General features: G+C 33.2%; 20 protein-coding genes and 3 tRNA genes. 13 read left to right on the forward strand and 10 right to left on the reverse strand.

Annotated elements, in window-relative coordinates; all coding sequences use genetic code 11:
* Positions 1-95: 95 nt before the first annotated feature.
* The 4 genes from OA85_RS08960 to OA85_RS08975 are packed head-to-tail and all read left to right on the forward strand — an operon-like array spanning position 96 to position 2117.
* Positions 96-605 (forward strand): RNA polymerase sigma factor, encoded by a 510-nt coding sequence (locus OA85_RS08960; protein ID WP_039109167.1) that lies wholly within the window; start codon positions 96-98, stop codon positions 603-605.
* Positions 592-1041: a hypothetical protein gene (locus tag OA85_RS08965; protein ID WP_039109168.1), complete on the forward strand. Its 450-nt coding sequence runs from the start codon at positions 592-594 to the stop codon at positions 1039-1041. The genes OA85_RS08960 and OA85_RS08965 overlap by 14 nt, the downstream gene beginning before the upstream one ends.
* A 13-nt stretch (positions 1042-1054) precedes the next feature.
* Entirely contained in the window at positions 1055-1582 is a 528-nt protein-coding gene (locus OA85_RS08970) for a DUF4252 domain-containing protein (protein WP_039109170.1), read from the forward strand.
* 1 nt (position 1583) lies between these two features.
* Entirely contained in the window at positions 1584-2117 is a 534-nt protein-coding gene (locus OA85_RS08975) for a DUF4252 domain-containing protein (protein WP_039109171.1), read from the forward strand.
* Between the two features lie 78 nt (positions 2118-2195).
* Here the strand turns inward: OA85_RS08975 and OA85_RS08980 are convergent, their stop codons facing one another.
* Positions 2196-2702: a hypothetical protein gene (locus tag OA85_RS08980; RefSeq protein ID WP_039109172.1), complete on the reverse strand. Its 507-nt coding sequence runs from the start codon at positions 2700-2702 to the stop codon at positions 2196-2198.
* Between the two features lie 559 nt (positions 2703-3261).
* Between OA85_RS08980 and OA85_RS08985 the strand changes: the two genes are divergently transcribed.
* From OA85_RS08985 to OA85_RS09015, 7 genes are all read left to right on the forward strand, one after another.
* The gene (locus tag OA85_RS08985; protein WP_039109173.1) at positions 3262-4176 is read left to right on the forward strand and encodes a glycoside hydrolase; all 915 of its coding nucleotides are present in this window, start codon (positions 3262-3264) and stop codon (positions 4174-4176) included.
* Positions 4177-4383: 207 nt separating this feature from the next.
* The gene (bglX, locus tag OA85_RS08990) at positions 4384-6678 is read left to right on the forward strand and encodes a beta-glucosidase BglX (protein ID WP_039109174.1); all 2295 of its coding nucleotides are present in this window, start codon (positions 4384-4386) and stop codon (positions 6676-6678) included.
* A gap of 220 nt (positions 6679-6898) precedes the next feature.
* On the forward strand, positions 6899-11044 hold the full coding sequence (locus OA85_RS08995) for a hybrid sensor histidine kinase/response regulator transcription factor (protein ID WP_039109175.1): 4146 nt from the start codon (positions 6899-6901) through the stop codon (positions 11042-11044).
* A gap of 564 nt (positions 11045-11608) precedes the next feature.
* Positions 11609-14713: a TonB-dependent receptor gene (locus tag OA85_RS09000; RefSeq protein WP_039109176.1), complete on the forward strand. Its 3105-nt coding sequence runs from the start codon at positions 11609-11611 to the stop codon at positions 14711-14713.
* A 63-nt stretch (positions 14714-14776) separates the two neighbouring features.
* A complete protein-coding gene (locus tag OA85_RS09005) occupies positions 14777-16300 on the forward strand; it encodes a RagB/SusD family nutrient uptake outer membrane protein (RefSeq protein WP_039109177.1) in 1524 nt (507 codons plus the stop codon).
* Positions 16301-16307: 7 nt separating this feature from the next.
* On the forward strand, positions 16308-17414 hold the full coding sequence (locus OA85_RS09010) for a hypothetical protein (RefSeq protein ID WP_231557090.1): 1107 nt from the start codon (positions 16308-16310) through the stop codon (positions 17412-17414).
* 132 nt (positions 17415-17546) lie between these two features.
* Complete coding sequence (locus OA85_RS09015) at positions 17547-18938, forward strand: endo-1,4-beta-xylanase (RefSeq protein WP_039109178.1); 1392 nt, start codon at positions 17547-17549, stop codon at positions 18936-18938.
* Positions 18939-19312: 374 nt separating this feature from the next.
* Here the strand turns inward: OA85_RS09015 and OA85_RS09020 are convergent, their stop codons facing one another.
* From OA85_RS09020 to OA85_RS09045, 6 genes are all read right to left on the reverse strand, one after another.
* On the reverse strand, positions 19313-20035 hold the full coding sequence (locus OA85_RS09020) for a superoxide dismutase (RefSeq protein ID WP_039109179.1): 723 nt from the start codon (positions 20033-20035) through the stop codon (positions 19313-19315).
* On the reverse strand, positions 20032-21198 hold the full coding sequence (locus tag OA85_RS09025) for a chromate transporter (RefSeq protein WP_039109180.1): 1167 nt from the start codon (positions 21196-21198) through the stop codon (positions 20032-20034). The genes OA85_RS09020 and OA85_RS09025 overlap by 4 nt, the downstream gene beginning before the upstream one ends.
* Positions 21199-21281: 83 nt before the next feature.
* A complete protein-coding gene (locus tag OA85_RS09030) occupies positions 21282-22151 on the reverse strand; it encodes a chromate resistance protein ChrB domain-containing protein (protein ID WP_039109181.1) in 870 nt (289 codons plus the stop codon).
* Positions 22152-22455: 304 nt separating this feature from the next.
* Positions 22456-22538 (reverse strand) — tRNA-Leu (locus OA85_RS09035).
* Between the two features lie 43 nt (positions 22539-22581).
* Positions 22582-22654 (reverse strand) — tRNA-Lys (locus tag OA85_RS09040).
* Between the two features lie 38 nt (positions 22655-22692).
* Positions 22693-22765 (reverse strand) — tRNA-Lys (locus OA85_RS09045).
* 127 nt (positions 22766-22892) lie between these two features.
* On the opposite strand from OA85_RS09045, the gene OA85_RS09050 reads away from it, so the two are divergent.
* Positions 22893-23411: a shikimate kinase gene (locus OA85_RS09050; protein WP_039109182.1), complete on the forward strand. Its 519-nt coding sequence runs from the start codon at positions 22893-22895 to the stop codon at positions 23409-23411.
* On the opposite strand, the gene OA85_RS09055 is transcribed toward OA85_RS09050, so the two are convergent.
* Complete coding sequence (locus OA85_RS09055; RefSeq protein WP_039109183.1) at positions 23403-23903, reverse strand: phosphoribosyltransferase family protein; 501 nt, start codon at positions 23901-23903, stop codon at positions 23403-23405. The genes OA85_RS09050 and OA85_RS09055 overlap by 9 nt on opposite strands.
* 32 nt (positions 23904-23935) lie before the next feature.
* On the reverse strand, positions 23936-24325 hold the full coding sequence (locus OA85_RS09060) for an RNA-binding S4 domain-containing protein (RefSeq protein WP_039109185.1): 390 nt from the start codon (positions 24323-24325) through the stop codon (positions 23936-23938).
* A gap of 78 nt (positions 24326-24403) precedes the next feature.
* Between OA85_RS09060 and OA85_RS09065 the strand changes: the two genes are divergently transcribed.
* Positions 24404-25384, forward strand: coding sequence for an FKBP-type peptidyl-prolyl cis-trans isomerase (locus tag OA85_RS09065; RefSeq protein WP_039109186.1), 981 nt, complete (start codon positions 24404-24406; stop codon positions 25382-25384).
* Positions 25385-25492: 108 nt separating this feature from the next.
* Here the strand turns inward: OA85_RS09065 and OA85_RS09070 are convergent, their stop codons facing one another.
* Positions 25493-26446 carry a transketolase family protein gene (locus tag OA85_RS09070; RefSeq protein WP_035667569.1) on the reverse strand — a complete coding sequence of 318 codons (954 nt, stop codon included), beginning with the start codon at positions 26444-26446 and terminating at the stop codon, positions 25493-25495.
* Position 26447 lies beyond the last annotated feature (1 nt).

Below are 26447 nucleotides of genomic sequence, written 5' to 3' on the forward strand. Positions count from 1 at the left end.
AAAAATAGTAACTTTAGTTTTTATTTTATGTTTTTTTGTAACAAAAAGAAATATGAATCGTCTTGATTCTATAACCACTTTATTAAATACTCTTTATGAACCAAAATGAGTTTGTGCAGCTAATCTCACCATTCAAGGACAAAGTCTTTCGACTGGCAAAGCGATTGCTCATAAGCACTGAGGAAGCTGAAGATGCCACTCAGGAAGTTTGGGTTAAATTATGGAATAAAAATAAAAGTTTAGATGGCTTTAATAGTATAGAAGCTTTTGCGATGACAATGACAAAAAATTATTGTTTGGATCAATTGAAATCAAAAAGAGCGGGAAATATTAAATTAGTCCATACTAATTTTACGGATGGTCAACCAAGTTTGGATAAAAAAGTAGAAGATATTGATAGTCTAAATTGGGTTGAAAAAATAATAAACCAATTGCCGGAACAACAACGATTATTAATACAAATGCGGGACATTGAACAATATGAGTTTGCAGCAATTGCGGAAATAGTAAACATGAATGAAACTGCTATTCGCGTAGCGCTTTCAAGAGCAAGGAAAACGATAAGAGAAAGCATGACAAAAACGCACAGCTATGGAATTAAATAAAATAGAAATACTTTTTGAAAAATACTTTCAGGGAGAAACCAGTATTGCCGAAGAAAATGAATTACGTAATTATTTTTCTTCGCCGGATGTTGCGCAGCATCTAGAACAATACAAACCTATGTTTGGTTATTTCTCTCTCCCAAAAGAGCAAATGTTAAAGCAAGAAATTCCACGACAAGCTAATAAACGTTTTGTAGCATGGTTATCTATTGCGGCTTCAGTAGTTGTTTTGCTGGGAATTGGGACGTATATGTTTTATAATTATGATAATGCAAATGAGAAACAGGATTTAGGAACATATGATGATCCTGAAGTTGCTCTTAGAGAAACTCAAAAAGCATTGGCATTATTATCGAATCATGTAAATGTTGGCATAGAAAGTGTATATTATATTAGAGAATACCAAGAGTCAAAAGAATTAATTTTTAAACAATAATAAATAAATAAAAATGAAAAAATTTATAATAACAGTAGTAGCAGTATTAGTTTCGAGTCCATTTTTCGCGCAAGCGGCCTTCGATAAATTCGACGGACAAGATGATGTAACCTCAATCATTGTCAACAAAAAAATGTTTGATTTAATGAGTAAGGTAAAAGTCGATACTTCGGACAAGGAGACACAACAATACCTTAATTTGATAAAAAAATTAGATAATCTAAAAGTTTTTACAACTAAAAGTACCAGAGTGGAAGGCGAGATGAAAGTTGCGGCTGAAAGATATATAAAATCAGCAGGTCTGGAAGAGTTAATGCGTGTAAATGATAGCGGAAAGAATATAAAAATTCTAGTAAAATCAGGTGCGAAAGATTCTCAAATAAGAGAGTTGTTAATGTTTATCGAAGGGGCTAAAAATGATGACACAGTTTTAATGTCATTGACAGGAGATTTTGATTTAAGTGAAATTTCGGTACTTACGGACAAAATGCGAATTCCTGGTGGGGATGATTTGAAGAAAGCAACTAAAGGTAGAAAGTAAAATGAAACCTATTTATGGTATTGCGCTATTCTTTAGCTTGTTTCTGTTCAGTTGCAATCAAGAACCTACATTGCAGAAATACTTTGTAGAAAATACTGAAAACAAGAATTTTTTAGCATTAGATATTTCTCCGGGTATACTGAATGTAGATCAGACGAAATTGTCATCGGAACAAAAAATAGCACTGCAATCTTTTGATAAGATGAATGTTCTGGCCTTTAAACTCAATGATAAAAACAAAGCGCAATTTGAGGTGGAGCGTGCTAAAGTAAGCCTGATTCTGAAAGATAAAAAATACCAGCAGCTGATGAAATTTGGTTCCGGAAAAGAAGGAGCTTCAGTAAGTTATGTAGGTTCAGATGAGCATATCGAAGAGTTTGTTTTTTTTGCTAATAAAAAAGAAACAGGTTTTGCAGTCATACGAGTTTTGGGTAAAGACATGAATCCCACAAATATCATGACTATGATGCAGGTCATTCAAAAATCAAATATTGATTTAGAACAACTCAAACCTTTGCAACAATTAATGAAATAGTTGTTTACATAAATTATAAAAGCGTCCTAATACTGTGTCAGGACGCTTTTTTTATTGTTTTAATACCCTTCGAAATGATTACTTACAAAACATTTTTTTGTTTTTTGCAGCACTTTGGCTTCCGTATTGAATGGCTTTGGAGAAATCAGCACACGCATTCTTTTTGTCCTCAATATGAATGTAGGATAGTCCTCTAAGGTTGTAAGCGATGTAATCTTTTGGGTTTAAAATAATAGATTGGGTGCAATCTTCAATAGTACCTTTGTAATTCTTTGATTTGTAATTAATATCAGCACGAGTAGTATAAGCATCTCCTCTTTTTGGGTCAATGCTGATAGTTGTGTTAACATCAACTAAAGCTCCTTTTATATCGCCTATTTTTTGTTTTGAGAGTGCTCTGTTTAAGTATGCTTCTGCAAATAAGGGATCTCTTTTGATTGCCTTGGTATAATCGTCTATTGATCCTTTGATATTTCCAGAGGCTGCTTTTTTTAATGCTTGATCAAAAAAATCATAAGCAATAGGGTCTTGGCTCCATCCGACGAAGGAACTTAATAATAATGCAATGAGGATTAGTTTTTTCATAAATAACTTAGGTTTGAAATTGGGGGTAAATTTTCAGGTAATTAACAGAACCTTTTTTATAAAGGTACAATTCTTTCAGCTATTCCATTAACGAATAGAATCGTAATTTATTTTGAATGACTGAAAGAAAATCAATTTTAGACTAACTAATAGTTCCACTTAATTTTTTTTGACACGATGATTTAATAGTTTGTTTTTAAAATAATTATTTAAGCCGTATCGTTTTAAAAATATCGAATTCTTGTTTTAATAGTAGTTGGTTTTTATTTCATATCAACTCTTGGTGTTTTTTCAATTTTATATTTTTCAGAATTGAATATTTAACACCTACATACATCATCTGTTTTATATAATGCTTCAAATCTGCTAACTGGCTTTTTAATATAGGACTACTTTTATCAAAAATAATTTACTGTTTTATAATACATTAACTATTTGGAGCCAATATTTTCTGAAAATTAATTTTAGAAATAGTACAGCTATAAGAGCACAACCCTTGTTTTATAAAAACAGATTGAATTATTAAAATAAACCAAAATTAACCATTAACAAAAAAATTATGAAAAAATTAAGTCTGCTCTCATTATCATTAATCTGCTTATTAGGGTTTGTATCCTGCTCGGATAATACTCCAGAAGTAGAAAACCAAGTAGCAAGTACGAGTATGAATAGCAACACCAGTAAAGTCGCCGCTGCTCCATGGGTAAAGCAATTTGAAGATACGTTTAATGCTGGTTCTACACTTTCACAATGGACAAAGGCGCAACGTACGGATTATAACTCTAAGTATTGTGATTATAACAGTTCCGTACCTACCATACAAACAAGAGACGGAAAAGGATGTTTAGAAATTAAGACTACAAAATTGAGTGCAACTAAATATCAATCAGGTCTAATTAAGTCTAATTATCAGTACAAACCAGAAAACAATACTGAATACATGCTATCTGCTAATATTAAATTAATAGCTATGGACGGTGCTAATTATAAATCATTCACAGATACTTATGGCGCTTGGCCTGCTTTCTGGAGTGTTCAAGAAAATGCTTGGCCAACTCAAGGAGAAATTGACGTCATGGAAGCTTATTCTTTTGCGCCAAATGTATCTCGTTTTACTTCTAATCTTTTTTATGGTACAGCTTCTGGTACGAACCAATTAGGAAACGCAGCAGAAAGAGGGTATCCTTCATTTGATGTAAACGCAAATAACGGATGGCATTTATACGAATCATTTTGGAGTGTAAAAAACAATGTGGTTACGGTAACTATAAAATTAGATAATGTGACTGTTTCTACATATACTAATAGCAGCGTATCAAAGCTTAATTTGAATAATTTCGGACCACACAATATCATTTTAAATATGAATGTAGGATCGAATGACTCGAGTTTTATAGATCCAAATAAAATAAATTTATTTACAAATGTTATGATGTGGGTAGATGATGTTACAGTATATAAGAGACCAATCTAAATAATGTATACAACATAACCGTTTCATAGGAGTATTACAGAATTTTCCTTTAAAAAATATTTTTTTTAAATACTCGAATTTGATAAAATCTGCAAAAATCTGCGTGCTATTTTCACGCAGATTGATGCGGATTTTCAAATATTCTCTTAAAAAAGGTAATTCATCAGGCACCACAATTATACCTCAAAAGAAAAATAAATAAGAATAATGATACATAAAAGAGTAATAAACATTGGGCTTTATGCCTTACTAACTATTGGAACTATTAACGCGCAGAAAAAGCTTCATTTAAACAAAACAAAACCAACAGAAGAACGCATCGATTTGCTAATGAAGCAAATGACTTTGGAAGAAAAAGTGGGTCAAATGAACCAATACAATGGTTTTTGGGAAGTAACAGGTCCTGCGCCAAAAGGAGGAAATGCCGAATTAAAATACAAACATTTGCGTGACGGTTGGGTAGGTTCGATGCTAACGGTTCGTGGGGTAAAAGAAGTAAGAGCCGTTCAGAAAATTGCGGTCGAAGAAACCCGTTTGGGAATTCCCTTGATTATTGGGTTTGATGTAATTCACGGGTACAAAACATTAAGCCCGATTCCACTGGCAGAAGCAGCAAGCTGGGACATGGAAGCGATAAAAAAATCAGCTCAAATAGCTGCCGAAGAAGCTTCGGCTGTGGGGATTAACTGGACTTTTGGACCTAATGTCGATATTTCTAATGATGCACGTTGGGGGCGTGTAATGGAAGGAGCAGGTGAAGATCCTTATCTAGGAAGTAAAATTGCTACGGCAAGAATAACTGGTTTTCAAGGAGATTCGAGAGCTGATTTAGCTAAAGTAAACACAATTGCGGCTTGTGCTAAACATTTTGCGGCCTATGGTTTTGTGGAGTCCGGTCGTGATTATAATACGGTTGATATTAGTAATTCTAAATTATACAACACTGTTTTACCTCCGTTCAAAGCTGCGGCAGATGCAGGTGTTCGTACGTTTATGAACTCTTTCAATATCTTAAATGGTATTCCTGCAACCGGAAATTCTTTTTTGCAAAGAGACATTCTAAAAGGAAAATGGAAATTTGATGGTTTTGTGGTTTCAGACTGGGCTTCGGTTCGTGAGATGATCACACATGGATTTGCAAAAGATGGTGCAGAAGCATCCAAAAAAGCAGTAAACGCGGGTTCTGATATGGATATGGAGTCGCATTTGTATGTAGAAGAGTTGGTGAATTTAGTAAAGACTGGTGAAGTAAAGGAATCTTTGGTTGATGATGCCGTTCGTAGAATTCTGCGTGTGAAATTCGAATTGGGATTGTTTGACGATCCCTATAAATATTGTGACGAGAAACGCGAAAAAGCAATTATAGGAAACAAAGCCAATAATGATGGTGTTTTGAACATGGCCAAAAAATCGATTGTGCTGTTGAAAAACGAAAAAGGGTTACTTCCGTTAAAAAAATCAGGGCAAAAAATTGCTTTGATTGGCGCTTTGGCTAACGATAAAAACAGTCCTTTGGGAAGTTGGAGAATTGCTTCAGATGATAATACTGCCGTTTCAGTTTTAGAAGGAATGCAACAATACAAAGACAATCAATTGACGTACGAAAAAGGATCAGATTTGACTGTTGGAAAAACGACATTCTTGGACGAATTAGTTTTCAACACCACCGACACAAGCGGATTTGAAGCAGCCAAGAAAGCAGCAGCTAATGCTGATGTGATAGTAATGGTTTTAGGAGAACACGGATTTCAATCTGGAGAAGCGCGCAGTAGAACGAATCTGGATTTACCTGGAAACCAACAAGAATTACTAGAAGCAATTTACAAAGTAAATCCCAACATTGTTTTGGTTTTAAATAATGGCAGACCTTTGTCAATTCCTTGGGCAGCAACACATATTCCTACCATTGTTGAGGCTTGGCAACTAGGAACCCAAACCGGAAATGCAGTGGCTCAAGTGCTGTATGGAGATTACAACCCAAGCGGAAAACTGCCTATGTCATTTCCGAGAAATGTAGGTCAATGCCCTATTTATTACAACAATTACAACACCGGAAGACCTACAGATGTTGATAAAAATGTATTTTGGTCGCATTATACCGATGTGGAGAAAACACCGCAATTCCCTTTTGGTTTTGGATTGAGCTACACCACTTTCGATTATAAAAATCTAAAAATAAACAAAACTGCTTTCGCAAAAGGAGAACCTGTACAAGTTTCTGTGGAAGTTACAAACTCCGGAAATTATGACGGGAAAGAGGTCGTTCAACTTTATATCCATGATGAGTCAGCGAGCTTGGCAAGACCCGTAAAAGAACTAAAAGGTTTTGAATTAATTGATTTAAAGAAAGGAGAGACCAAGACCATAATCTTTATGTTAACAGATAAAGAACTAGGCTTTTTTGATAATGATGGAAACTATTTGGTCGAAGCCGGAATTTTTAAAATTATGGTCGGAGGAAGCTCAGACAAAGGACTGGAAGGTAGCTTTGAATTGCAATAGACCTACTTTACAAAATAATTCATTTAGCCTATTCGAGGTATAAGTCCTGTTCCACAAATTAGGTGTTTAGTTTTTTTTTAGTAAAAAAAACAGCAATTGAATCGTTTAAACTATTTTTCGCCACACCCGATAGCAATCGAGAGTGGCGAAATTTTTCTTTGGTATTATCTATTTTTTTTGATATAAATTGCATCGCTATTTAAACCCAAATTATTTCACAATGTTCAGTAACAAAAACAGCACTTTATTCCTCTTTTTCCTCTTTATCACTGCGAGTTTGTTTTCTCAAAACAGCTTCGATAATTTTCAGTTTCTTACTATAAAAGAAGGAATTTCAAAAAGAGCTGTTTCGAGTATATCACAAGATCATTATGGCTTTATGTGGTTTGGTACCGATGGTGCAGGATTGTATAAATATGACGGGATAAATTACACCAACTACGAATATGATTGGAAAAACAAAAATGCTATAAACAGTAATTTAATTTATGCAACTTACATTGATTCATACAATAGACTTTGGGTTGGTACAGATGAAGGTCTGTGTTTGTACAATCGAAATCTAAACAAATTTGAAAATATAGACTTAAAAAATGCATTTACGAAAGGATATAAAAATATAGTAACCGTAAAAAGCATTATTCAGGACAACATAGGCAATCTTCTAGTTGGGACTTATGCTCATGGACTATTCAAATTAAATTTGAAAACTTTTAAAATGGAGTCTATCCAATTAAACTCACCTTTAAACAGTGACAGTAAGATTAATTGTTTTGTAAAAAACAAAAAAGGAATCCTCTATCTAGGCACGGATTTAGGGGTAATAGAATATGATTCTAAGAGCAACAAGGTAAAGAAATCGACTTGGAACACAAAAAAAATATCAATAACAGATCCTATAGAAACTTTATATCTTGATACTTCTGAAAATTTATGGGTAGGTACAATTTCCAACGGTTTACTCAAAATTTCGGGCAATCAAAAAACTGCTCAGATCGAAAGATTCCAAATTTCCAAAAATAAAATCTTGTCGATAATTGGCGTCAATTCCCATACTCTTATGTGTGGCACCGAAAATGACGGACTCTTTTTAATCAATGATAAAGGTACTATAATTCATCGGTATTTGAATAGTAAATCGGACAGTCATAGTTTAAAATCCAATTCTATCTGGTCCTTATTTTTAGACAAAGACAAACGCATTTGGTTGGGGTATTACAACAAAGGAGTTGGTGTTTTTGATAAGCGACATGCCAAATTCAATGTAATCGAAAGTCTTCCGACCAATACTAATTCTTTGCAAACAAACTCGGTTACCGGGATTGAAAAAGACAATTCTGGCAAGTTATGGATTAGTATGGAGGGCGGTGGAGTCGATGTTCTAGATTCTTCTACTAAAGTTTTTAAGCACATTAACAATAAAGACACCAAAAATTATTCGGGACTTACAAGCAATAATATCTTAACCGTTTTTATAGACAGCAAACAGAATATTTGGCTAGGAAGTTGGAATGACGGTATTTATTTTTTGAAAAAAGGATCTAAAACATTTGTCAATTTCACTTCAAAAAACACAACTGGTTTAAGATCGGACCAAATTTTTAGTTTTTCGGAGGATTCAAAAGGTATAATTTGGATAGGTTCCTATATGAGAGGATTGCATTATTATGAGCCTCAAAAAAAAGAATTCCATCATTGTGATTCACAACCATTTGTCACTAACAATTTAAACACTGCCAACATTCGAAAGGTTTTAGTAGATTCTAGAAATGTAATATGGGTTGCTACAATAGATGGTTTGTATCAAGTACACAGGAATCCAAATGCAACTTTTTCTGTTGTATCGATGAAAAATGTCATGTCCAAAAGCATAAAATCCAATAAAAGCACAAATACGATTCTATCTCTTTATGAATCCAAAAACAAAATTATTTGGATAGGAACAGCTGGATCTGGTTTGTTTAGTTATGATGCGAAAAACAACAAATTAGCTTGGTACACTGATTTTCCTGAATTCAAAGAAAAATTAGTAGTTGCTATAACCGAATCCCGTGATGGTGCTATCTGGATTAGCGGAAAAACAGGGATAACAAAATTAGACTTGAAAAATAAAAAAGCTGTAAATTTCTCGACTGATGATGGACTTTTAAGTAACGACTTTAACAACAATGCAGTCTTGAATGATAGAAATGGCGATTTGTACTTTGGAAGTTATGAAGGAATAAATTATTTTAATCCCAATAAAACGTCAAATGATATAAAGGAACCATTGCTTTATTTGGATGATTTTAAATTATTCAACGAGTCAATTCATCCAAATGAGTCGCAATCTCCTTTGACTAAAGTAATATCCGAAACCGATCATATTACACTTCGATACGACCAATCTGTATTTACTATTGACTACATAGGTCTCAATTATTCTTATCCAAGTGCCAATGAATATGCCTATTATTTAGAAGGTTTTGAGAAGAATTGGAATTATGTAGGCAATAAACGTTCGGCAACTTATACTAATTTGGCTCCTGGAAAATATGTTTTCAAAGTCAAGTCGGCAGCACGAGGCGGTATTTGGAATAAGAAACCGTTGCAACTCTATATTGAAATTTTACCGCCTTGGTGGAGAACCTCTTTTGCCTATTTTTTCTATCTTTTATTGCTAGCAGGAACCTTTTATGCTAGCAATAAGTATTTCCAAAATCGATTTAAAGAAAAACAAGCCGTTAAATTTGAAAGAGATAAAGCCATCCAAATAGAAAAATTAAATACTAAAAAGCTTCAGTTTTTTACCAATATCTCCCATGAATTCAGAACGCCTTTGACTTTGATACTAAATCCACTGACTGATCTTATTAAAAATAAAAGTCCAGAATTATCACATGATGTTATAAATAAACTACAAATCATGCACAAAAGTTCGGATCGCCTTTCAAAATTGATTAATGAATTGATGGATTTCAATAAATTACAGTTCAATCAAGTTGTGGTACAAGTGCAAAAAATAGAAGTAGTTAGTTTTACCAAAGACATTATTAGTTATTTTGAAGAAGAAGCCTCTAGCCGCAGAATTACAGTAGTTTTTGAATCAAACATAGCCGAATTGCACGATTGGTTAGACCCCAAAATGGTTGAAAAAATTATTTTTAATATTGTATCAAATGCCTTTAAAGTTACTGCTGATGATGGATTTATAAAAGTTCAAATAAATGTATCACAAAAAACAGCGCAGTTCCCGTTGACCAATATTGAAAAAGAAATTCCTTATTTTGAAATTGCAATAGCCGATACTGGTGCTGGATTAGACAAAAAAGATATTAAAAAAATATTTGACCGCTTTTACCAAGTAAACAATTTAAGCAAAGCTTATTATGGCAGTACTGGAATAGGATTAGAAGTGGTTCGAGGATTTGTTGAATTGCAAAAAGGAAAAATTGAAGTCGAAAGTGAATTGGGAATTGGATCAACATTTACAGTTGCTTTTCCATTAGGGAATGATTTTTTTACCGAAAATGAAATTGTTAAAGAAACATTCAAAAGAGAAGGAAAAATAACCCCGCATCTTTTATCTATTCTAAACAAAGAAAAACCTAGTGAACAAGCTTCAGAAAAAGTACATACCATTCTCATTGTAGAGGATAATACTGAATTGAGAAATTACTTAAAAAATGAATTAAAAAATGAGTATAAAGTGCTTGTTGCCGAAAATGGTCAGAAAGGACTAGAGATGGCTTTAGAAAAATCTCCGGATATCATTATGACGGATGTGATTATGCCTATTATGAATGGTTTAGACTTATGTAAAAACATAAAAAAAGACATAAAAACAAGTCACATTCCATTATTGATGCTGTCCGCAAAAGCAATGGTAAAAGACAAACTGGAAGGAATAGATTCTGGTGCCGATATCTATTTAAGTAAACCTTTTGACATGGATATTTTGAAATCAAGCTTGGCACAACTCCTCACCAGTAGACAGATTATGTTTAATAAATTCTATCATGGAATTACTAAAAAAGCAAAAGCCAAAACAACAACAGTAGATAATGAGTTTATTCAAAAAGCATTGAATTTCATCCATGAAAACATTAACGAATCCGATTTAAGTGTAGAAGTATTGGCAACAAAAGTATTCTTGAGTAGAAGTCAACTCTATAGAAAAATAAAAACACTAACTGGAGTATCCGTAAATGAGTTTATTAGAAATGTACGATTGGAAAAAGCAAAAGAATTGATTGCCCTAGGTAATGATAACATCAATGAAATTAGCTATAAAGTAGGGTTTACTTCGTCTTCCTATTTTACAAAATGCTTTAAGGAAAAATACGGACATCTTCCCACACACAAAAAAGATGATTCGAATGTGTAATTATTTTTCTTTAAAATAAATATTTGGATTGAAATTTACTACTTCAAAATAATCAGGGCATTCGTTTTAAAACAATGAAATATTCGGATTTTATAAAATCTATCTGATCTACTGAATCTGCGTGCAAATTGTAGCACGCAGATTTACGCGATTTTTTTAAACACTTCTCTAAAAGTGCAATTTGTCGTGCACTATCCTGTAATTTCTTATTTTCTATCAATTATTAAAAATTTATTTTTTTTTGGTTTATTTTTTTAGATGCCAAATTAATACCAGTTGTTTTAAAGCAATGTGGCAATGGCTTTGTTTTTTTTTTTATTAAAACACATCACGGTCTGTAAATAAAGGCTTTACGGGAAGTTGTTGCAACAAATATACTAAATTATGCATCATGCGTGCTATAATTTGAGCAATGAACAAGGTAGTTTTGAGAAGTATTCTTTTGACAATATTGAATGTTTTGTTTTTCTAAAATAGACTGATAGCTCCAAAAACACACATTCAAGATAAACCTATTTGAAGGGATATAACCATTAAAAAAAAACTAACCAAAACAAACTTTTCATGAAAAAAACATTATTAAAAAAATTAGTAACGCTAGTTTTAATACTGTCTGGATTTTCCTTTTACGGGCAGACAATTAAAGGCAAAGTGGAATCGGCAGGGATGCCTTTACCCGGCGTTAATGTTGCAGTAAAAGGAACTGCTATAAGTATCACAACAGGTTTTGATGGTACTTTTACATTAGACAAAGTGCCACCAAAATCTAAAATTGTATTTAGTTTCATCGGTTTCGAAACCAAAGAGATCGCATCTGATGGCAAATCAGTATTAAATGTAAGTCTAAAAGAAGACATAAAAACATTAAATGAAGTTGTTGTCATTGGTTACGGAACGGCAAAAAAGAAAGATATTACAGGAGCAATTTCATCTATAAAAGCTTCAGAAATTCAAGACAAGCCTTTTACTTCTATTGATCAAGCACTTGTAGGAAAAGCAGCAGGTGTGAATGTGACTCAAAATTCAGGTACGCCTGGAGGAGGGATCTCTGTTCAAATTAGAGGAATTACGTCTATTAATGGTAACGAACCATTGTATGTTATAGATGGAACTCCAATATTTGCAGATAAGAATAATGATTCTTTTGCATTTAGCGCATTAGGAGGAGGAAGCGGACAAACTAAAAATTCTGCTTTGTCTAGTTTGAATATTGCGGATATTGAATCTATTGATATTTTAAAAGATGCTTCTTCAACAGCAATCTACGGTGCAAATGGTGCAAATGGAGTTGTTTTGATTACAACCAAAAAAGGAAAAAAAGGGAAATCGACATTTGCATACGAAACGTATTTAGCAACTCAAGAAGCAACAAAATTTGTTGATGTTTTAAACTTACCACAATATGCTAAGTATCAAACAAAAATTTTCGCATTAAATGGCGAGCCTATTCCGTTTCAATATCAAAAGCCTGATTTATTAGGTAATGGAACAAACTGGCAAGACGAACTTTTCAGGACAGCTGTGATGTATAACCATCAATTGTCATTCTCAGGCGAAAAAGATGGAACTCGATATTATACTTCTTTAAATTATTTTAATCAAGAAGGAATTGTTCTAAATTCAGATTTCAACAGAATGTCTATGCGATTAAATGTAGATTCGAATGTGAAATCTTGGCTAAAAATTGGTAATAATATTGCATTGAGTAAGTCGCATCAAAAAGTGGTAAGAAACGACGACAGAGGTGGTTTAGTGATGAATACACTAAGACAATCTCCAGAATTACCGGTTAGATATGCTGATGGTTCTTTTGCAGGTCCTATCTCTGGTTTAGGTTCTTCGGCAAATGAAGCAACTAATCCAATTGCTCTGGCCGAATACAATAATGCACAAAACGATAGATATAAAATTAACGGAAATTTATTTGCTGATTTCACTCTTACGAAAGGATTGGTTTTTAGATCAGAATTAGGATATGATTTGAATTTTGCAAAAAGCAGTTCTTTTGCTCCTGCATATACTTTAGGAAATGTATCTGAACTTTTAAACAAATCGTTTAAGCAGCAGGATCAAAGCTTTTATTGGAGTATTAAAAATTATTTGACATATAATAAAACAATAAACGATAAACACAATTTTACTTTTTTATTAGGGCAGGAAGCTCAGGAAAGTCAATGGGAATATTTAAGCGGTTACAGAACAGGTGAGTTTTTAAATAAAGATTTTACCAACTTAAACTTAGGTGATATTGATACTGCTTTGAACGGAAATGGTTCCGGCAGATGGTCCATGACTTCTTATATTTCGAGATTAAATTATAGTTTTTCTGACAGATATTCTTTTTCAGCTTCTCTAAGAACTGATGCTTCTTCAAACTTTGGTCCTAATAATAAATGGGGTTATTTTCCATCATTTTCCGCAGGTTGGACTGTGAGTAACGAAAAGTTCTTTGAGCCATTATCAAATACCATAAATTATATGAAGTTTAGAGTTGGTTACGGTTCGGTAGGAAATCAAAATATTCCAGCCAATAGATACCAAACCATTTTAACTCTAACTCCATCTCCATTTGGAGGTTCCTCTCCAACAATTGATAACTTAGGTAATCCTGATATTAAATGGGAGTCTCTAAAATCTTTCAATGCGGGTCTTGATTTAGATATGCTTAATAATAGAGTAAAGTTTGGATTTGATTATTATATTAAAAATTCTTCAGATTTCTTAACAAAACAAATCAACGACGAATCCAATCAAAGTGCTCTTAACTACTATTTGAATACGGGTAAAATTGAAACTAAAGGAATAGAATTTACATTAAATACAAAAAATATCGTAACAGATAATTTTACTTGGGATAGTACTATTATTTTATCAAAATACAATAATAAGTTAGCTAGCTTTCAAGGTGACGGTAAATCTTTATTAGGAAAAGTACAATTCGATTTATATACTGTTACTAAAACTACCGAAGGACAACCAGTAGGACAATTTTATGGATATGTTACTGACGGATTGTTTAAAAATGATGCGGAATTAGCCTCAGGACCTACTCAGGAAACAGGAACGGCAGTTGGTGATATCCGTTTTAAGGATCTTAATGGAGATGGAAAAATTGACGCTAAAGATCAAACAGCTCTAGGAAGTGCAATTCCTGATTTTACGTATTCATTTACGAATAATTTTAAATACAAAAATATCACTTTAGGAATTGTTTTAACAGGAAGTCAAGGTAACGAAATCTACAACTTTACGCGCCATTATACTGATGGTATTTATCCAGGATTTGGAGATCGATATGGAAACGTAAGTACTAATGTTTTAAATGCGTTTGAAACAGGTGTAAACGAAAATACAAATGTGCCAAGAATTACACTTACTGATCCAAATGGAAATGGTAGAATTTCTAACAGATTTGTTGAAGATGGTTCTTATCTAAGAATTCAAAATGTTTCTTTGAGCTATGATTTACCTAGTATGATTTTCGAAAAATCTATTTTCTCTAATGTTAGATTTTATGTAAATGTGCAAAATCTATACACGTTTACAAAATATTCTGGATTTGATCCTGCTTTAGGAAATTTAGATCAAAATATAACATTGAGTGGTATTGATTTAGGGAGATACCCTGTTCCAAGAACGACTTCTGTAGGAGTAGATTTAAAATTCTAAAATTTCAATCAAATAGTATTTAACTTAATGATTAATAGTCATTAATATAAAAAAATAATAGTTATGCAAAAACGTTTTAAACTTTTTATGATGGGAATGCTCATACCATTACTGTCTTTGTTTTCTTGTTCAGATGAATTTTTGGATGCGCCATCCGAAAATCAATTAACACCAAGTGATTTACCGGAAGGAATCACAGCTTTTGATGGAATCGCCGAGAGTTTGTACTTCAAACCTTGGTTTACTTTTAATGATAAATTCTTAATTGCTATAGGGGATATGTACGCCGGTAATGCTTTTACATTTGATGGTGCTTTTGCACAATTTCTAAATGCGCAGGTAACATCACAAAACCCAATTTTAACAGAAGGATACGTTTCTTTATTTTCGGTTGTCGATCAATCAAATAATTTAATGAAGTTGGTTGAAGACCGAAAAAGCGAATTACCAGAAGCATCCTATAAAAATGCGATAGCAATATCTCGATTTATGAGAGCAAATGCTTATTTCTATTTAGTGAGAACTTTTGGTGCTGTGCCTATCGTTGATAAAGCAGGTTCTGCAGCACAGCCAAAAAGAAATCGTGTAGAGGATATTTATAAATTTATAAAACTAGATTTAGAATACGCCGCTGCAAATTTACCTGAAACTTCAACAAAAAAAGGGTATGTCAATAAAACGGTAGCCATGGGTGTTCTTGCAAAAGTACATTTAACGCTACACGAATATGCAGAATGTGCTAGTTTAACCCAAGAAATTATGGGAAAACAATATTCTCTAATTCAAGAATATGGTAACTTATTTAGCAGTCCAGAAAACAATAATAGTGCCGAAAGTATGTTTGCGCTTCAATGGAAAGCTATTGCTACAGAATGGGGAACTCAAAACACAAATCAAGCATACATAGTTCCTGGAGGTACTGGAATCACTGGTGGCGGTGACGGATGGGGAGTTTATTTGCCTTCTATTTCATTGCAAGCAGGATTTGAACCAAAGGATAGCAGAAAAAAGAATACTATCATGACCGATGGTGACTTTTATCCTGAATTGTTAAAAAATCAAGGTGGTTTCAAGTATAAAAAAATACTCTCTTCTACGGCAGCTAATTTCAGAAAGTACATTGTAGGTTCTGCTGCAGAAAGAAACGATGTGTTTTTTATGAGAACATCACAAAACACAATTATATTAAGATACTCTGATATTTTATTAATGCATGCCGAAGCTGTTTTGGCTGGAGCCAATTCTACAACAGAACCATCAGCACTAAAAGCCTTCAACGAAGTGAGAACTAGAGCAGGATTACCAACTAAAGCATTACTTACAAGAGACGAATTGTTTAATGAAAGACGAATTGAGTTTGCACTTGAAGGACAATATTTCTTTGACTTAAAACGTCGTGGTTTAGTTGAAGCAACAGCAATTATTTCGCAACAGGAAGTTGGTTTTTATTCGGATGATGACAGAACAGTTTTAGTTTCCAGAAAGATAACTCCAACAAGCGGTTATTTTGAATTGCCTTTACCACAATCTGCAATAGATACTAATCCATCATTGCTAGAACCTCCAGTTCCTTTTAACTTTAATTAATTTTTATATGATGATCAATAAAATAAAATATAGCATTATAATTCTTTTGGTTTTGGCTTCTTTTACAGGATGTCAAAATGACGATGTAGTTACTGCAAACGTAGATGCAATGGTTTCTGAACCGGGTGATTTACTAAATCAAACTTTTCCACTCAGGAAAATTAGAGTGGAAGGTGAGGGATTGTCCGGATTAAAAAAAATAACTCTGGACAATAAAATTGATATCAGTTTTAACCCTACTTATAATTCAGATAAAGCGTTTATTTTCACTATCCCTTTTGATGATAAACTAGGAAGTAGATTTGGAGTACAACCAATTACATTTGTAACCGCAACGGGTTCTGTTACTAAGGATATAGAGATTTTACAGCCTACTCCAACTATTGTAAAAACCATACCAGCTGTGGCAACACCAGGTTTTCCTTTGGCAATTGAAGGTACTTGGTTTTATAATGTTTCTTCGGTAACGGTAGGAGGAAAAGCAGTAAGTTATACTGTAAATTCATCTTCTTCAATTATTATTGGTTTGCCATCAAACGCTGTTTCAGGTGAAGAATTGGCAATTACTACTCCAGGAGGCACAGTGAAAAAATCAATTGATTTTGAAAAAGTAATACTCGTATCTAATTTTGATGGAGGTGGCTCCAGAGAGTCTTGGAGTTCTTATGGGGATGTTGCTTCTTTTGATGCAAGTACGACGGGCGGTCCAACAGGTAATTATGCAACGCTTACTTGGACTGGCTCCACTGCAAATGGTTACAACGGTAGCAGTGGTGGTGGTGGAGCTAATTTCTTGAGCGCAACAAATACAGATGCAACAAGAACTTTTATAGATATTGATGTAAGTGCAAATGTCATTGGAGCACAATTTGCCATTCAATTGAATACTATTGAGGGGATAAACTACGGATACAATTTCAAAATAACGGATGTAAATTGGTCTACAAAGACTATATTACTTTCTTATTTTAAGGATAATTATGGGTTTGGGGGTAATTCAGCTGCTACGTTAGATGCTTCTAAAATTAATGAGATTAAGGTTGGAATCGCTCAAGGTGATACGCCTAATCCCAGCACAATAAAATACGATAATATTAAGGTTCGTTACAAATAATTTATTGGTTTTGAGTTTAGTCTTTTACTTCAAAAAGGTTGTGGTCAAATGCAACCTTTTTTGTAGTAACTGAATTCGTAAATTAAAATAATAAAGACTATTTTTCTTGAATGTTTTCTAAAATACAAAAAAATGAAATATAAATTTTTACTAGTTTTAACTAGCATTATGTTTTTTTTGAATTCTTGTTCAAAAGAGGATAACATAATTGCTGATACTTTAACTACTCCGATCGCAAATGCGTCCACAGATATAAACAATACTGGTTTTAAAGCCAAATGGGGGTTTGTTTCCAACGCTCAAAGTTACCTTTTGGATGTTTCTACCAGCGCTGATTTTACAACTTTCATTCCAAATTACAATTCAAAATCAGTAACTGATTTGAATGAAATGGTTGTGGGTTTAAATACTGGAACTCAATATTTTTACAGAGTTAGAGCTAAAAGAGACTCGCAAATTTCGAGTTATTCAAATGTAATTAGTGTTGTAACAACGGGTACAAGTAACGTTCCTGAGGATCCTACTTTTCTAAAAGTAAAGGTAAATAAATTAGCAAATCCGTTTTTTGTAGGTATGGCTGTAAAAGCTAATCAATTAGAGAATGGAAGCAAATATGATGCAATTTTAAAAAATGAATTTAGCAGCATTTCGGCAGAATATGAAATGAAAATGAATCCAATTTCAACTGCAAGTGGAGTTTACAACTGGGCTGCCGCAGATAAAATTGTTGCTTACGGAAATTCTAATGGCATCAATGTTCATGGTCATGTCTTGGTATGGCACGGTGCGGTGCCAAGTTGGTTAACTAACTTTTCTGGTACCGATGCAGAATTTGCTGCCGAAGTAAAAAAATACATTACAGATGTTGTTACTCATTATGCAGGAAAAGTAAAATCCTGGGATGTAGTAAACGAAGCAGTAGATGACAATAGTGGCAACTTGAGAAATACTATTTTTCTTCAAAGAATGGGGCCAAACTATATTAAAGATTGCTTTAAATGGGTTAGAGATGCAGCAAATGCGGCAGGCGATACAAACTTATTATTGTTTTATAATGATTATGCTACTTCGACTAATATTTCTAAACAAAATAAAATGTTTTCAATAGTAGATGATTTAAAAACGAGTAATCTTATCGACGGTATAGGTTTTCAAATGCATAACACGTATTTAAGTCCAACTAAAACTCAAATCGAAACTGATATTAATAGAGCTGTTGCTAAAGGTCTAAAAATTCATGTTTCTGAGTTAGATATACAAGTGAATCCAGCAAATGACATTACCTCTTTTACCAATGAAAGAAGATTAGCTCAAAAAGAAAAATACAAAGAGATGGTCAAAATATATAATGCGCTTCCTGCAGCAAACAAATATGCCTTAACAGTTTGGGGTTTTAAAGATAATGAATCTTGGATTCCATATAGCACTGATTTAAATCACACCGGAAACGATTGGCCTTTATTGTATGATTCAAATTTTGCTCTAAAAAGTGCACATACTGGATTTTTGGAAGGATTAGAGTAAATCTTCTTAAATTTCAAGTTGTTTTTATGCCACAATCCTTATGAATAAACAGGATTGTGGCATTTTTTTTAAAGTAGAAAGGAATAGTATTTAGTATAGTTTACTTCGAAACTGATAGTCAACTTAAGCTGGAAAGTAGTTGTTAATTCGACCATTTTTATCACGAGATCTCACAATACCCGCTTTAGCGATATGTATTTATTCTACATAATATAGAAAAGAATTTATCTAATAAAAAAGCGTTTGTTAACAGTCACTAATATGTTTAGCAAAAACCTTCTTAACTCCTGTAAACAGGTTTTAAAAGTGATCTTAATTAGCACAAAAATTGGATGTTTATTGATATATTTGAACCTTTTGTGTGAATATAAGTTTTATAATTTTTCAGCATCATTCAAACGTTGTGCTACATTATCCCAGTTGATGATATTGAATAAAGCATCCACAAAATCGGTTCGTTTGTTTTTATATTTTAAGTAGTAGGCATGTTCCCATACATCAATTACTAGAATAGGTATTGCTCCCCATTGAGTGAGCTTTTCGTGATTTTCACATTGTAAAACCACAAGGCTATCACTATAAGGTTGATAGGCTAAAATTCCCCAACCGTTACCATCAACATTTTTTGAAGTGGCAGCGATTAAAACTTTTAGTTTATCAAAACTGCCGAAGCTTTTTTCTATTCGCTTTAATAAATTGCCTTTGGGTAGGTTAGGTTTATTGGTAAGATTTGTCCAAAATATGGAATGCAGTATATGTGAGGAAAAATGGTACGACAATTTTTTTGTCCAAAAATCAATAGTCTCCAAATTGTTTTCATCCAATGCTTTTTTTATCATTTGCAAATCTTTATTGGCTCCTTTTACTGCTCCACCATGATGAAAAGTATAATGCAAATGCAAAGTTTCGGCATCCATGTAGGGTTCTAAAAAACTTTCACTATAGGGTAATGGCTGTTGGATGTAATTGCCATTTGCATCAACCAGTTTGTCAATGGAATTGTCAGCTAAATTCTTAGCAAATGCATTGGTAGTAGGAAGAACTAATGCCGCTGCACCAAATAAAGTGCTCGATTTTAAAAAATCTTTTCTGTTCATACTATTAATTTTATAATGATTCCTACAACTGCTGCAACAACAATAATATAGGGTTCTTGAATTTTTTTAATATAAAGTAAAGCAAAAATTGTTGCAATAGCTATTAACGCAGTTGGAACATCGAGAATACTTCTGGATGCAATTACACCAACGGATCCTACTAATGCACCAACAACTGCTGCTGTGATACCGTCTACAAAAGCTTTGATTGATTGATTTTGTGCTATTTTCTTAAAAGATGGAGCTAAAGCAATCGTAAATAAATAGCACGGCAAAAATGTTGCTAAAGCTGCAATCAAAGCTCCGGGAAAACCTGCAACTAAATAGCCTATAAAACCAACTGTGATAACAACTGGACCAGGAGTAATCATGGCAACAGCTACTGCATCTATAAATTGTTGTTCAGATAACCATTGATTTTCTATTACAACTCCTGAGTGTAAAAAGGGTACAATTGCTAATCCACTACCAAATACAAATGCTCCAGCTTCCGCAAAAAAGACAGCAATTTTCATGAGAGTGGTATTCTCATAGTTCCAAAAGCCTATTTGTAATAGAACAATAGAATTGACAGTTTTACGATTAAACCATTTTGGAGGAGCTTTGACAAACATATATAAAAGCCCGGCAAATACAAATAACAAAACTTGTTCCTGCTGTGTTACTAATGTTATAATTGCAGCAACAATAAAAAACAACCACAGTAACCAATTCGTTTTAAAAGACACTAAATTGAATTTACCGATAGACTTTAGCGTCAGCTTGTAAGAACTCATTACAATGATGCCTATAACAGCTGCTCCTACACCATAAAAAACAGCTTGTATCCAAGATAATCCTCCGAATAATTTGTAAACTATTCCTAATAACACCACCATTATAAAAGAAGGTAAAACAAAGGCAAAACCTATCAACGTTGCTCCTAAAAAACTGTAATGTACAAATCCGAGGTAAATCGCTAATTGTGCTGCTAATGGACCAGGCGCTAATTGTGCTAAAGCTAGACCTTCCTTGTATTCTTCTTCTGAAATCCATTTTCTGTCTTCGACTAAATCCCTGTGCATATAACCAACCAATGCTACTGGGCCACCAAAACCAATTGTTCCTAATTTCAAAAAATAAAATGCTAAATCTTTTAAAGTATACGTTGGATTTTCCTTCATTATAAAATAGTTTCAAAAAGTAACAGAGTTCCCGGATTAATAAAAAACAAAACTATGTATGTTAACAAGATATAAATAGTATGCTATTTACTTTTTGTATCTGGATTACTTTTTTGTGAATTTTTCCGGAAGGAAGAAGGATTTTTTCCTGTACTCTGTTTGAATATCCTCGTAAAATGACTTTGATCTGAAAAGCCCGTCATATAAGCTATTTCGGTAAGTGTATAAGTTGAATTTTGAATAAGAGTAATTGCTTTCTCAATTCGTAATTTTCTAACGTAATCTCCAAAATTGAGGTCTTCAAAATACTTGGAAAACTCCCTTGATAAATAGGAAGGATTAAGTTCTAGGTCGTTGGAAATTTTCTTTAAGTCAAAAGTAAATTGGGCGTCTATTTGATCCTGAATAATTGCTTTTAAATCTTTGACCCAAACAGGTGTTTTCTTGTTGGTTATTTTCTTCTCCTTCAAAAATTTATGATATACTTCATGTAGCATATTTTCAAAAGGACTATTCTGTAAATGATTTTGTTTGTATAAATGCGTAGCCCAACTGTATAATGCATCATAAATAACCATTCCCGTTTCTAATAACTTATAGTCATCGGTGATATTATAAGAAAGACCCGCAGAAATTGCCCAAAGTCCCGCTGATTCTTTTGCAATATCGTGTTTGTCTGTGTCGGCACCACGTACAATATCTGCCATAATTAAAATAGCAGGATCTCCAATTTTATATTTTTTTACAATATAATCAAAGGTACTTTGTTCTTTGTAATGGGTAAACTCCACATTAGGAATGTCAAATGGAATAGCATTTAATTCTTTTGCTTTATCAAGAACCTCGCTGAATGGAATGTAAATAAATTCAGCATCCTTATCAACAAATTTTTTTATTAACCAAGGGCAGGCTAACCGGTCGATTTTTGGTCTATCTCTAGTGATCCATTTCATTTAAAACTCTATTTGGAAATATATCAGTCAATTTTAAGGTCTAATTGTAAAAAATTTCCATTTACTGACATTGAAGATTCAGAAATTAGTGCTAAGTTACATTTTATGAATAATGAAAAGACTCTATCGTATTACATTTTTTAATTTATTTAAATATAGCACACTAATAGTATCGATGTCAAATTTTACAATTGGGGATATTAAAATATATAAACAGCTGCATGTTATTTGCAATAAATAAGATAAGTTGAAAAATTAAAAAGCCTGTAAAAACAATGTTTTACAGGCTTTCTAATTTTTAAAGTGACCACGGTGGGATTTGAACCCACACGCCCTTGCGAGCACCAGCCCCTCAAGCTGGCAAGTCTACCGTTTCTCCACGTGGCCTTAAAAAAGAAAAGGTCAAGTAATAAATTACTCAACCTTTTTGTGACCCGACTGGGGCTCGAACCCAGGACCCCATCATTAAAAGTGATGTGCTCTACCAACTGAGCTATCGAGTCAATGCTTCAAGGAAATTATGTGTTGATCACTAAAATTGTGACCCGACTGGGGCTCGAACCCAGGACCCCATCATTAAAAGTGATGTGCTCTACCAACTGAGCTATCGAGTCATATTCTTTCCTTGAATGCGGGTGCAAATATAAGAACTTATTTTGGAGTTTTGCAAGCAATTTTATTATAAATTTGTCTTTTTTTAACAAAATCACACAACACCTTAATTTGTAAGGTTTTATTCAAATGAGAAAAATTGTATTATTGGGTTATATGGGGTGTGGGAAGTCCACAATTGCGAATAAGCTGTCAAAAATTATCGAAATTCCTTTCGTGGATTTAGATAAAAAGATCGAAGAAAAAATAAATTTGTCTATAAATGCGATTTTTGAAAAGCACGGAGAAATTTATTTTAGGAAGTTAGAACACGAAGTTTTTGTCGAATTATTAAATTCGCCCGATAACTTAATTATAGGTTTAGGCGGAGGGACGCCTTGTTATGCAAATAATCATGAATTACTAAAAAGCGATACTGTGACATCAGTTTATCTCAAAGCTTCAATAGAGACTTTGTTTAATAGATTGAATCATAATAAAAGCAAACGCCCTCTTATTGCCGATAAAAGCGAGGACGAAATGAAAGAGTTTATTGCGAAACATCTATTCGATAGAAGTTTTTATTACAATCAAGCGCAATATAAGGTAATTGTTGATGATAAGACAATCGAAGAGACTGTTATGGATATTGTTGCAATTTTAGCTTAAATAAGCGTAATTATCTCCGTCCTCATCAAAAACAACCTGTACGTGTTCTAGTAGAGAGGTTGAAAGCGAGATGCCTTTGAAATCAGCTTTTACAGGATACTTCTTATGGTTTCTGTCTACTAGGACCGCTGTTTTGAATTTTTTCAAAGGAACATCGATAAAATGTCTCACGGCATAGATTAGTGTGGTGCCTGAATTTAAAACATCGTCAACAAGAACTAATCCTTTATTGGCATATTGTTCTTTTGATAAGGAAGTATGAATTGGTAATTCAGGATTCTGTTTGTTGATTTGCACTTCGCAAAGTGAAACTTTAAGGGGAGAAATAGTTTCAAGTATAAGCGCTATTTTTTTTGCAAAAGTAAAACCATTAGTTGCAATTCCGGCAATGACTATTTCTTCTTCATCTACAAAGGTTTCATAGATTTGGTAAGCAATTCTTTTTATTTTATGCTCAATTTCCTGATTCGTTAAGATGATATTTTTGCTCATTGTTTTAGTTTTAAAGTTTTAGAATGGGTATTTTAATCTGCATCTTCCTCGTTCACGATTTCATTACCAAATTCATCAATGTCTCTTCGGTCTTTTTTGGTAGGTCTTCCTGTTCCGTTTTTTCTATAATGCTCTTTGGATAATTTCAACAGTTCTAAATGTTGATAGGCTTCGGCAGGAGTATCGTTTCTTCTATAGATATCTACTAATTTAGCCCTGACACGATTTTCAGGAATGTCCAGAACAGTGATGATTTGGGTGATTTGGTCCTTCCGGAATGTGATTTTATCAGTAGGAAAAACCTCCTTTGAAGGCTTGGCAACCTGACCATTTACGGTAACATGATTTTTTTTACAAGCTTCAGTTACCATGTTTCTCGTTTTATAGTATCGTACGCACCATAAATATTTGTCTATTCTCATAAATTTTCTAAAATCGGAGTTAAATAGTTTACAAAAATAAATCAATATTGTATCTTGCGCACTTAAAAATTAGCTATAATGAACAAATTTAAGTATTATTTTATTTTATTAATTACAACAATCTCTTTATTTTCATGTTCGAAGAATGATACCGCTACAGTTGAGCCACTTAGAGATTATGCAGCGCAATATGCCACTGATAATACTGACATTGAAGAATATTTAAAAACAAATTATATAACCGTTATAAATCATCCCGGATTTACAGACGATCAAGATATCACTATTACAAAGATACCAACTGGAGGAACTCAAAAATCAATTTTTGATCAAACAGATTATGAGCTTAAAACCAGAAATGTAAGTTTACATGATGTTACCTATAAAATGTATTATTTAGTTTTAAGAACAGGAACAGGTATTGCTCCTTGTAATGTAGATGGGGTTTTAACAGCTTATAAAGGAGAATATTTAGAGCGTATCACTACATCAGGAGTTACAACACTAACTTCAACTCCATTTGAAGAAGTTAAATATCCTCAAACTTTTTTGAGTTTATTTAGCACTATTTCTGGTTGGGGAGAAATTTTTCCACAATTTAAAACGGGTACTTATAGCTCAAATGCTGATGGAACCGTAACGCACAATGATTTTGGTGCGGGAGTAATGTTCATACCTTCAGGATTGGCATATTATGCTTCTGGAAGCGGGATTATTCCTGCGTATGCTCCTTTAGTGTTTAGTTTTAAATTGTTTGAAATAAATAGATTAGATCAAGATTTAGATGGAATACCATCTTATTTAGAAGATTTAAACGGAGATGGATATATGCATGACTTTAGAAGTACTTCTAGCTATCCTACAACACCTGCTGTAAATCCTGATGATACTGATGGAGATGGTATTCCTAATTTTATAGATGTAGATGATGATGGAGATAATTATACCACTAAATTAGAAATCAAAAATCCGGCTACCGGATTGCCTTATCCATTTGCAGATATTCCAAGTTGTACTTCAGGGAAGAAAAATTATTTAGATGCAACTTGTCATCCGTAAATTATAAAATTAGCTACCTAAAGAGACTTGTTTTTTAGGATACGGTTTAAATCAAAAAACCCCGTTACAATAATTTTGTAACGGGATTTTTTATTTCAAAAGGAATTATTATTTTCTTTTAATAACTCTTTCTACAGCTTCAACAATCGCTTGATTGTTCAATTTGTATTTTTCCATTAATTGCTCCGGTGTTCCAGATTCTCCAAAGCTGTCATTTACCGCAACAAACTCTTGTGGAGCAGGATTGTTTAATGCTAGTACTCTAGAAACGCTTTCGCCAAGACCACCAAGGATATTGTGCTCTTCAGCTGTAACGATACATTTTGTTTTTGCCAATGATTTCAAAATTGCTTCTTCATCCAATGGTTTGATAGTATGAATGTTGATTACTTCAGCAGAAATACCTTTTGCTTCCAAAGCTTCGGCAGCAATAAGTGCTTCCCAAACTAAATGTCCTGTTGCAACTATAGTTACATCAGCACCTTCGTTTAAAACAATTGCTTTTCCAATTACGAAAGGCTCGTCAGACGGCATAAAGTTAGGCACTACCGGACGACCAAAACGCAAGTAAACTGGGCCATGATGATCTGCAATTGCTAATGTAGCCGCTTTAGTTTGATTGTAATCACACGTATTGATTACTGTCATTCCCGGTAACATTTTCATTAATCCTATGTCTTCAAGGATTTGGTGTGTTGCACCATCTTCACCTAAAGTTAATCCTGCATGTGAAGCACAAATTTTTACGTTTTTCTCAGAATAAGCAACTGATTGACGAATTTGATCGTAAACTCTTCCTGTAGAGAAGTTAGCGAAAGTTCCAGTGAAAGGAATTTTTCCTCCAATAGTTAAACCCGCTGCAATTCCAATCATGTTCGCTTCAGCAATTCCAATTTGGAAAAAACGCTCTGGGTGATTTTTCTTGAAATCGTCAAATTTTAATGAACCAATTAAATCAGCACAAAGTGCCACAACATTTTCATTGGTTTGACCTAATTCAGTCATTCCCGCTCCAAAACCCGAACGAGTATCTTTACTTCCTGTATTTGTATATTTTTTCATT

Origin of the sequence: Flavobacterium sp. AED, assembly GCF_000812945.1 — a bacterium.
Taxonomy (GTDB): Bacteria; Bacteroidota; Bacteroidia; order Flavobacteriales; family Flavobacteriaceae; genus Flavobacterium.

Excerpts from the sequence above, each read along its gene's own strand:
- OA85_RS08960 (WP_039109167.1), top strand. The coding sequence starts at position 96 with ATGAACCAAAATGAGTTTGTGCAGCTAATCTCACCATTCAAGGACAAA.
- OA85_RS08965 (WP_039109168.1), top strand. The coding sequence starts at position 592 with ATGGAATTAAATAAAATAGAAATACTTTTTGAAAAATACTTTCAGGGA.
- OA85_RS08970 (WP_039109170.1), top strand. The coding sequence starts at position 1,055 with ATGAAAAAATTTATAATAACAGTAGTAGCAGTATTAGTTTCGAGTCCA.
- OA85_RS08975 (WP_039109171.1), top strand. The coding sequence starts at position 1,584 with ATGAAACCTATTTATGGTATTGCGCTATTCTTTAGCTTGTTTCTGTTC.
- OA85_RS08980 (WP_039109172.1), bottom strand. The coding sequence starts at position 2,702 with ATGAAAAAACTAATCCTCATTGCATTATTATTAAGTTCCTTCGTCGGA.
- OA85_RS08985 (WP_039109173.1), top strand. The coding sequence starts at position 3,262 with ATGAAAAAATTAAGTCTGCTCTCATTATCATTAATCTGCTTATTAGGG.
- bglX (WP_039109174.1), top strand. The coding sequence starts at position 4,384 with ATGATACATAAAAGAGTAATAAACATTGGGCTTTATGCCTTACTAACT.
- OA85_RS08995 (WP_039109175.1), top strand. The coding sequence starts at position 6,899 with ATGTTCAGTAACAAAAACAGCACTTTATTCCTCTTTTTCCTCTTTATC.
- OA85_RS09000 (WP_039109176.1), top strand. The coding sequence starts at position 11,609 with ATGAAAAAAACATTATTAAAAAAATTAGTAACGCTAGTTTTAATACTG.
- OA85_RS09005 (WP_039109177.1), top strand. The coding sequence starts at position 14,777 with ATGCAAAAACGTTTTAAACTTTTTATGATGGGAATGCTCATACCATTA.
- OA85_RS09010 (WP_231557090.1), top strand. The coding sequence starts at position 16,308 with ATGATGATCAATAAAATAAAATATAGCATTATAATTCTTTTGGTTTTG.
- OA85_RS09015 (WP_039109178.1), top strand. The coding sequence starts at position 17,547 with ATGAAATATAAATTTTTACTAGTTTTAACTAGCATTATGTTTTTTTTG.
- OA85_RS09020 (WP_039109179.1), bottom strand. The coding sequence starts at position 20,035 with ATGAACAGAAAAGATTTTTTAAAATCGAGCACTTTATTTGGTGCAGCG.
- OA85_RS09025 (WP_039109180.1), bottom strand. The coding sequence starts at position 21,198 with ATGAAGGAAAATCCAACGTATACTTTAAAAGATTTAGCATTTTATTTT.
- OA85_RS09030 (WP_039109181.1), bottom strand. The coding sequence starts at position 22,151 with ATGAAATGGATCACTAGAGATAGACCAAAAATCGACCGGTTAGCCTGC.
- OA85_RS09050 (WP_039109182.1), top strand. The coding sequence starts at position 22,893 with ATGAGAAAAATTGTATTATTGGGTTATATGGGGTGTGGGAAGTCCACA.
- OA85_RS09055 (WP_039109183.1), bottom strand. The coding sequence starts at position 23,903 with ATGAGCAAAAATATCATCTTAACGAATCAGGAAATTGAGCATAAAATA.
- OA85_RS09060 (WP_039109185.1), bottom strand. The coding sequence starts at position 24,325 with ATGAGAATAGACAAATATTTATGGTGCGTACGATACTATAAAACGAGA.
- OA85_RS09065 (WP_039109186.1), top strand. The coding sequence starts at position 24,404 with ATGAACAAATTTAAGTATTATTTTATTTTATTAATTACAACAATCTCT.
- OA85_RS09070 (WP_035667569.1), bottom strand. The coding sequence starts at position 26,446 with ATGAAAAAATATACAAATACAGGAAGTAAAGATACTCGTTCGGGTTTT.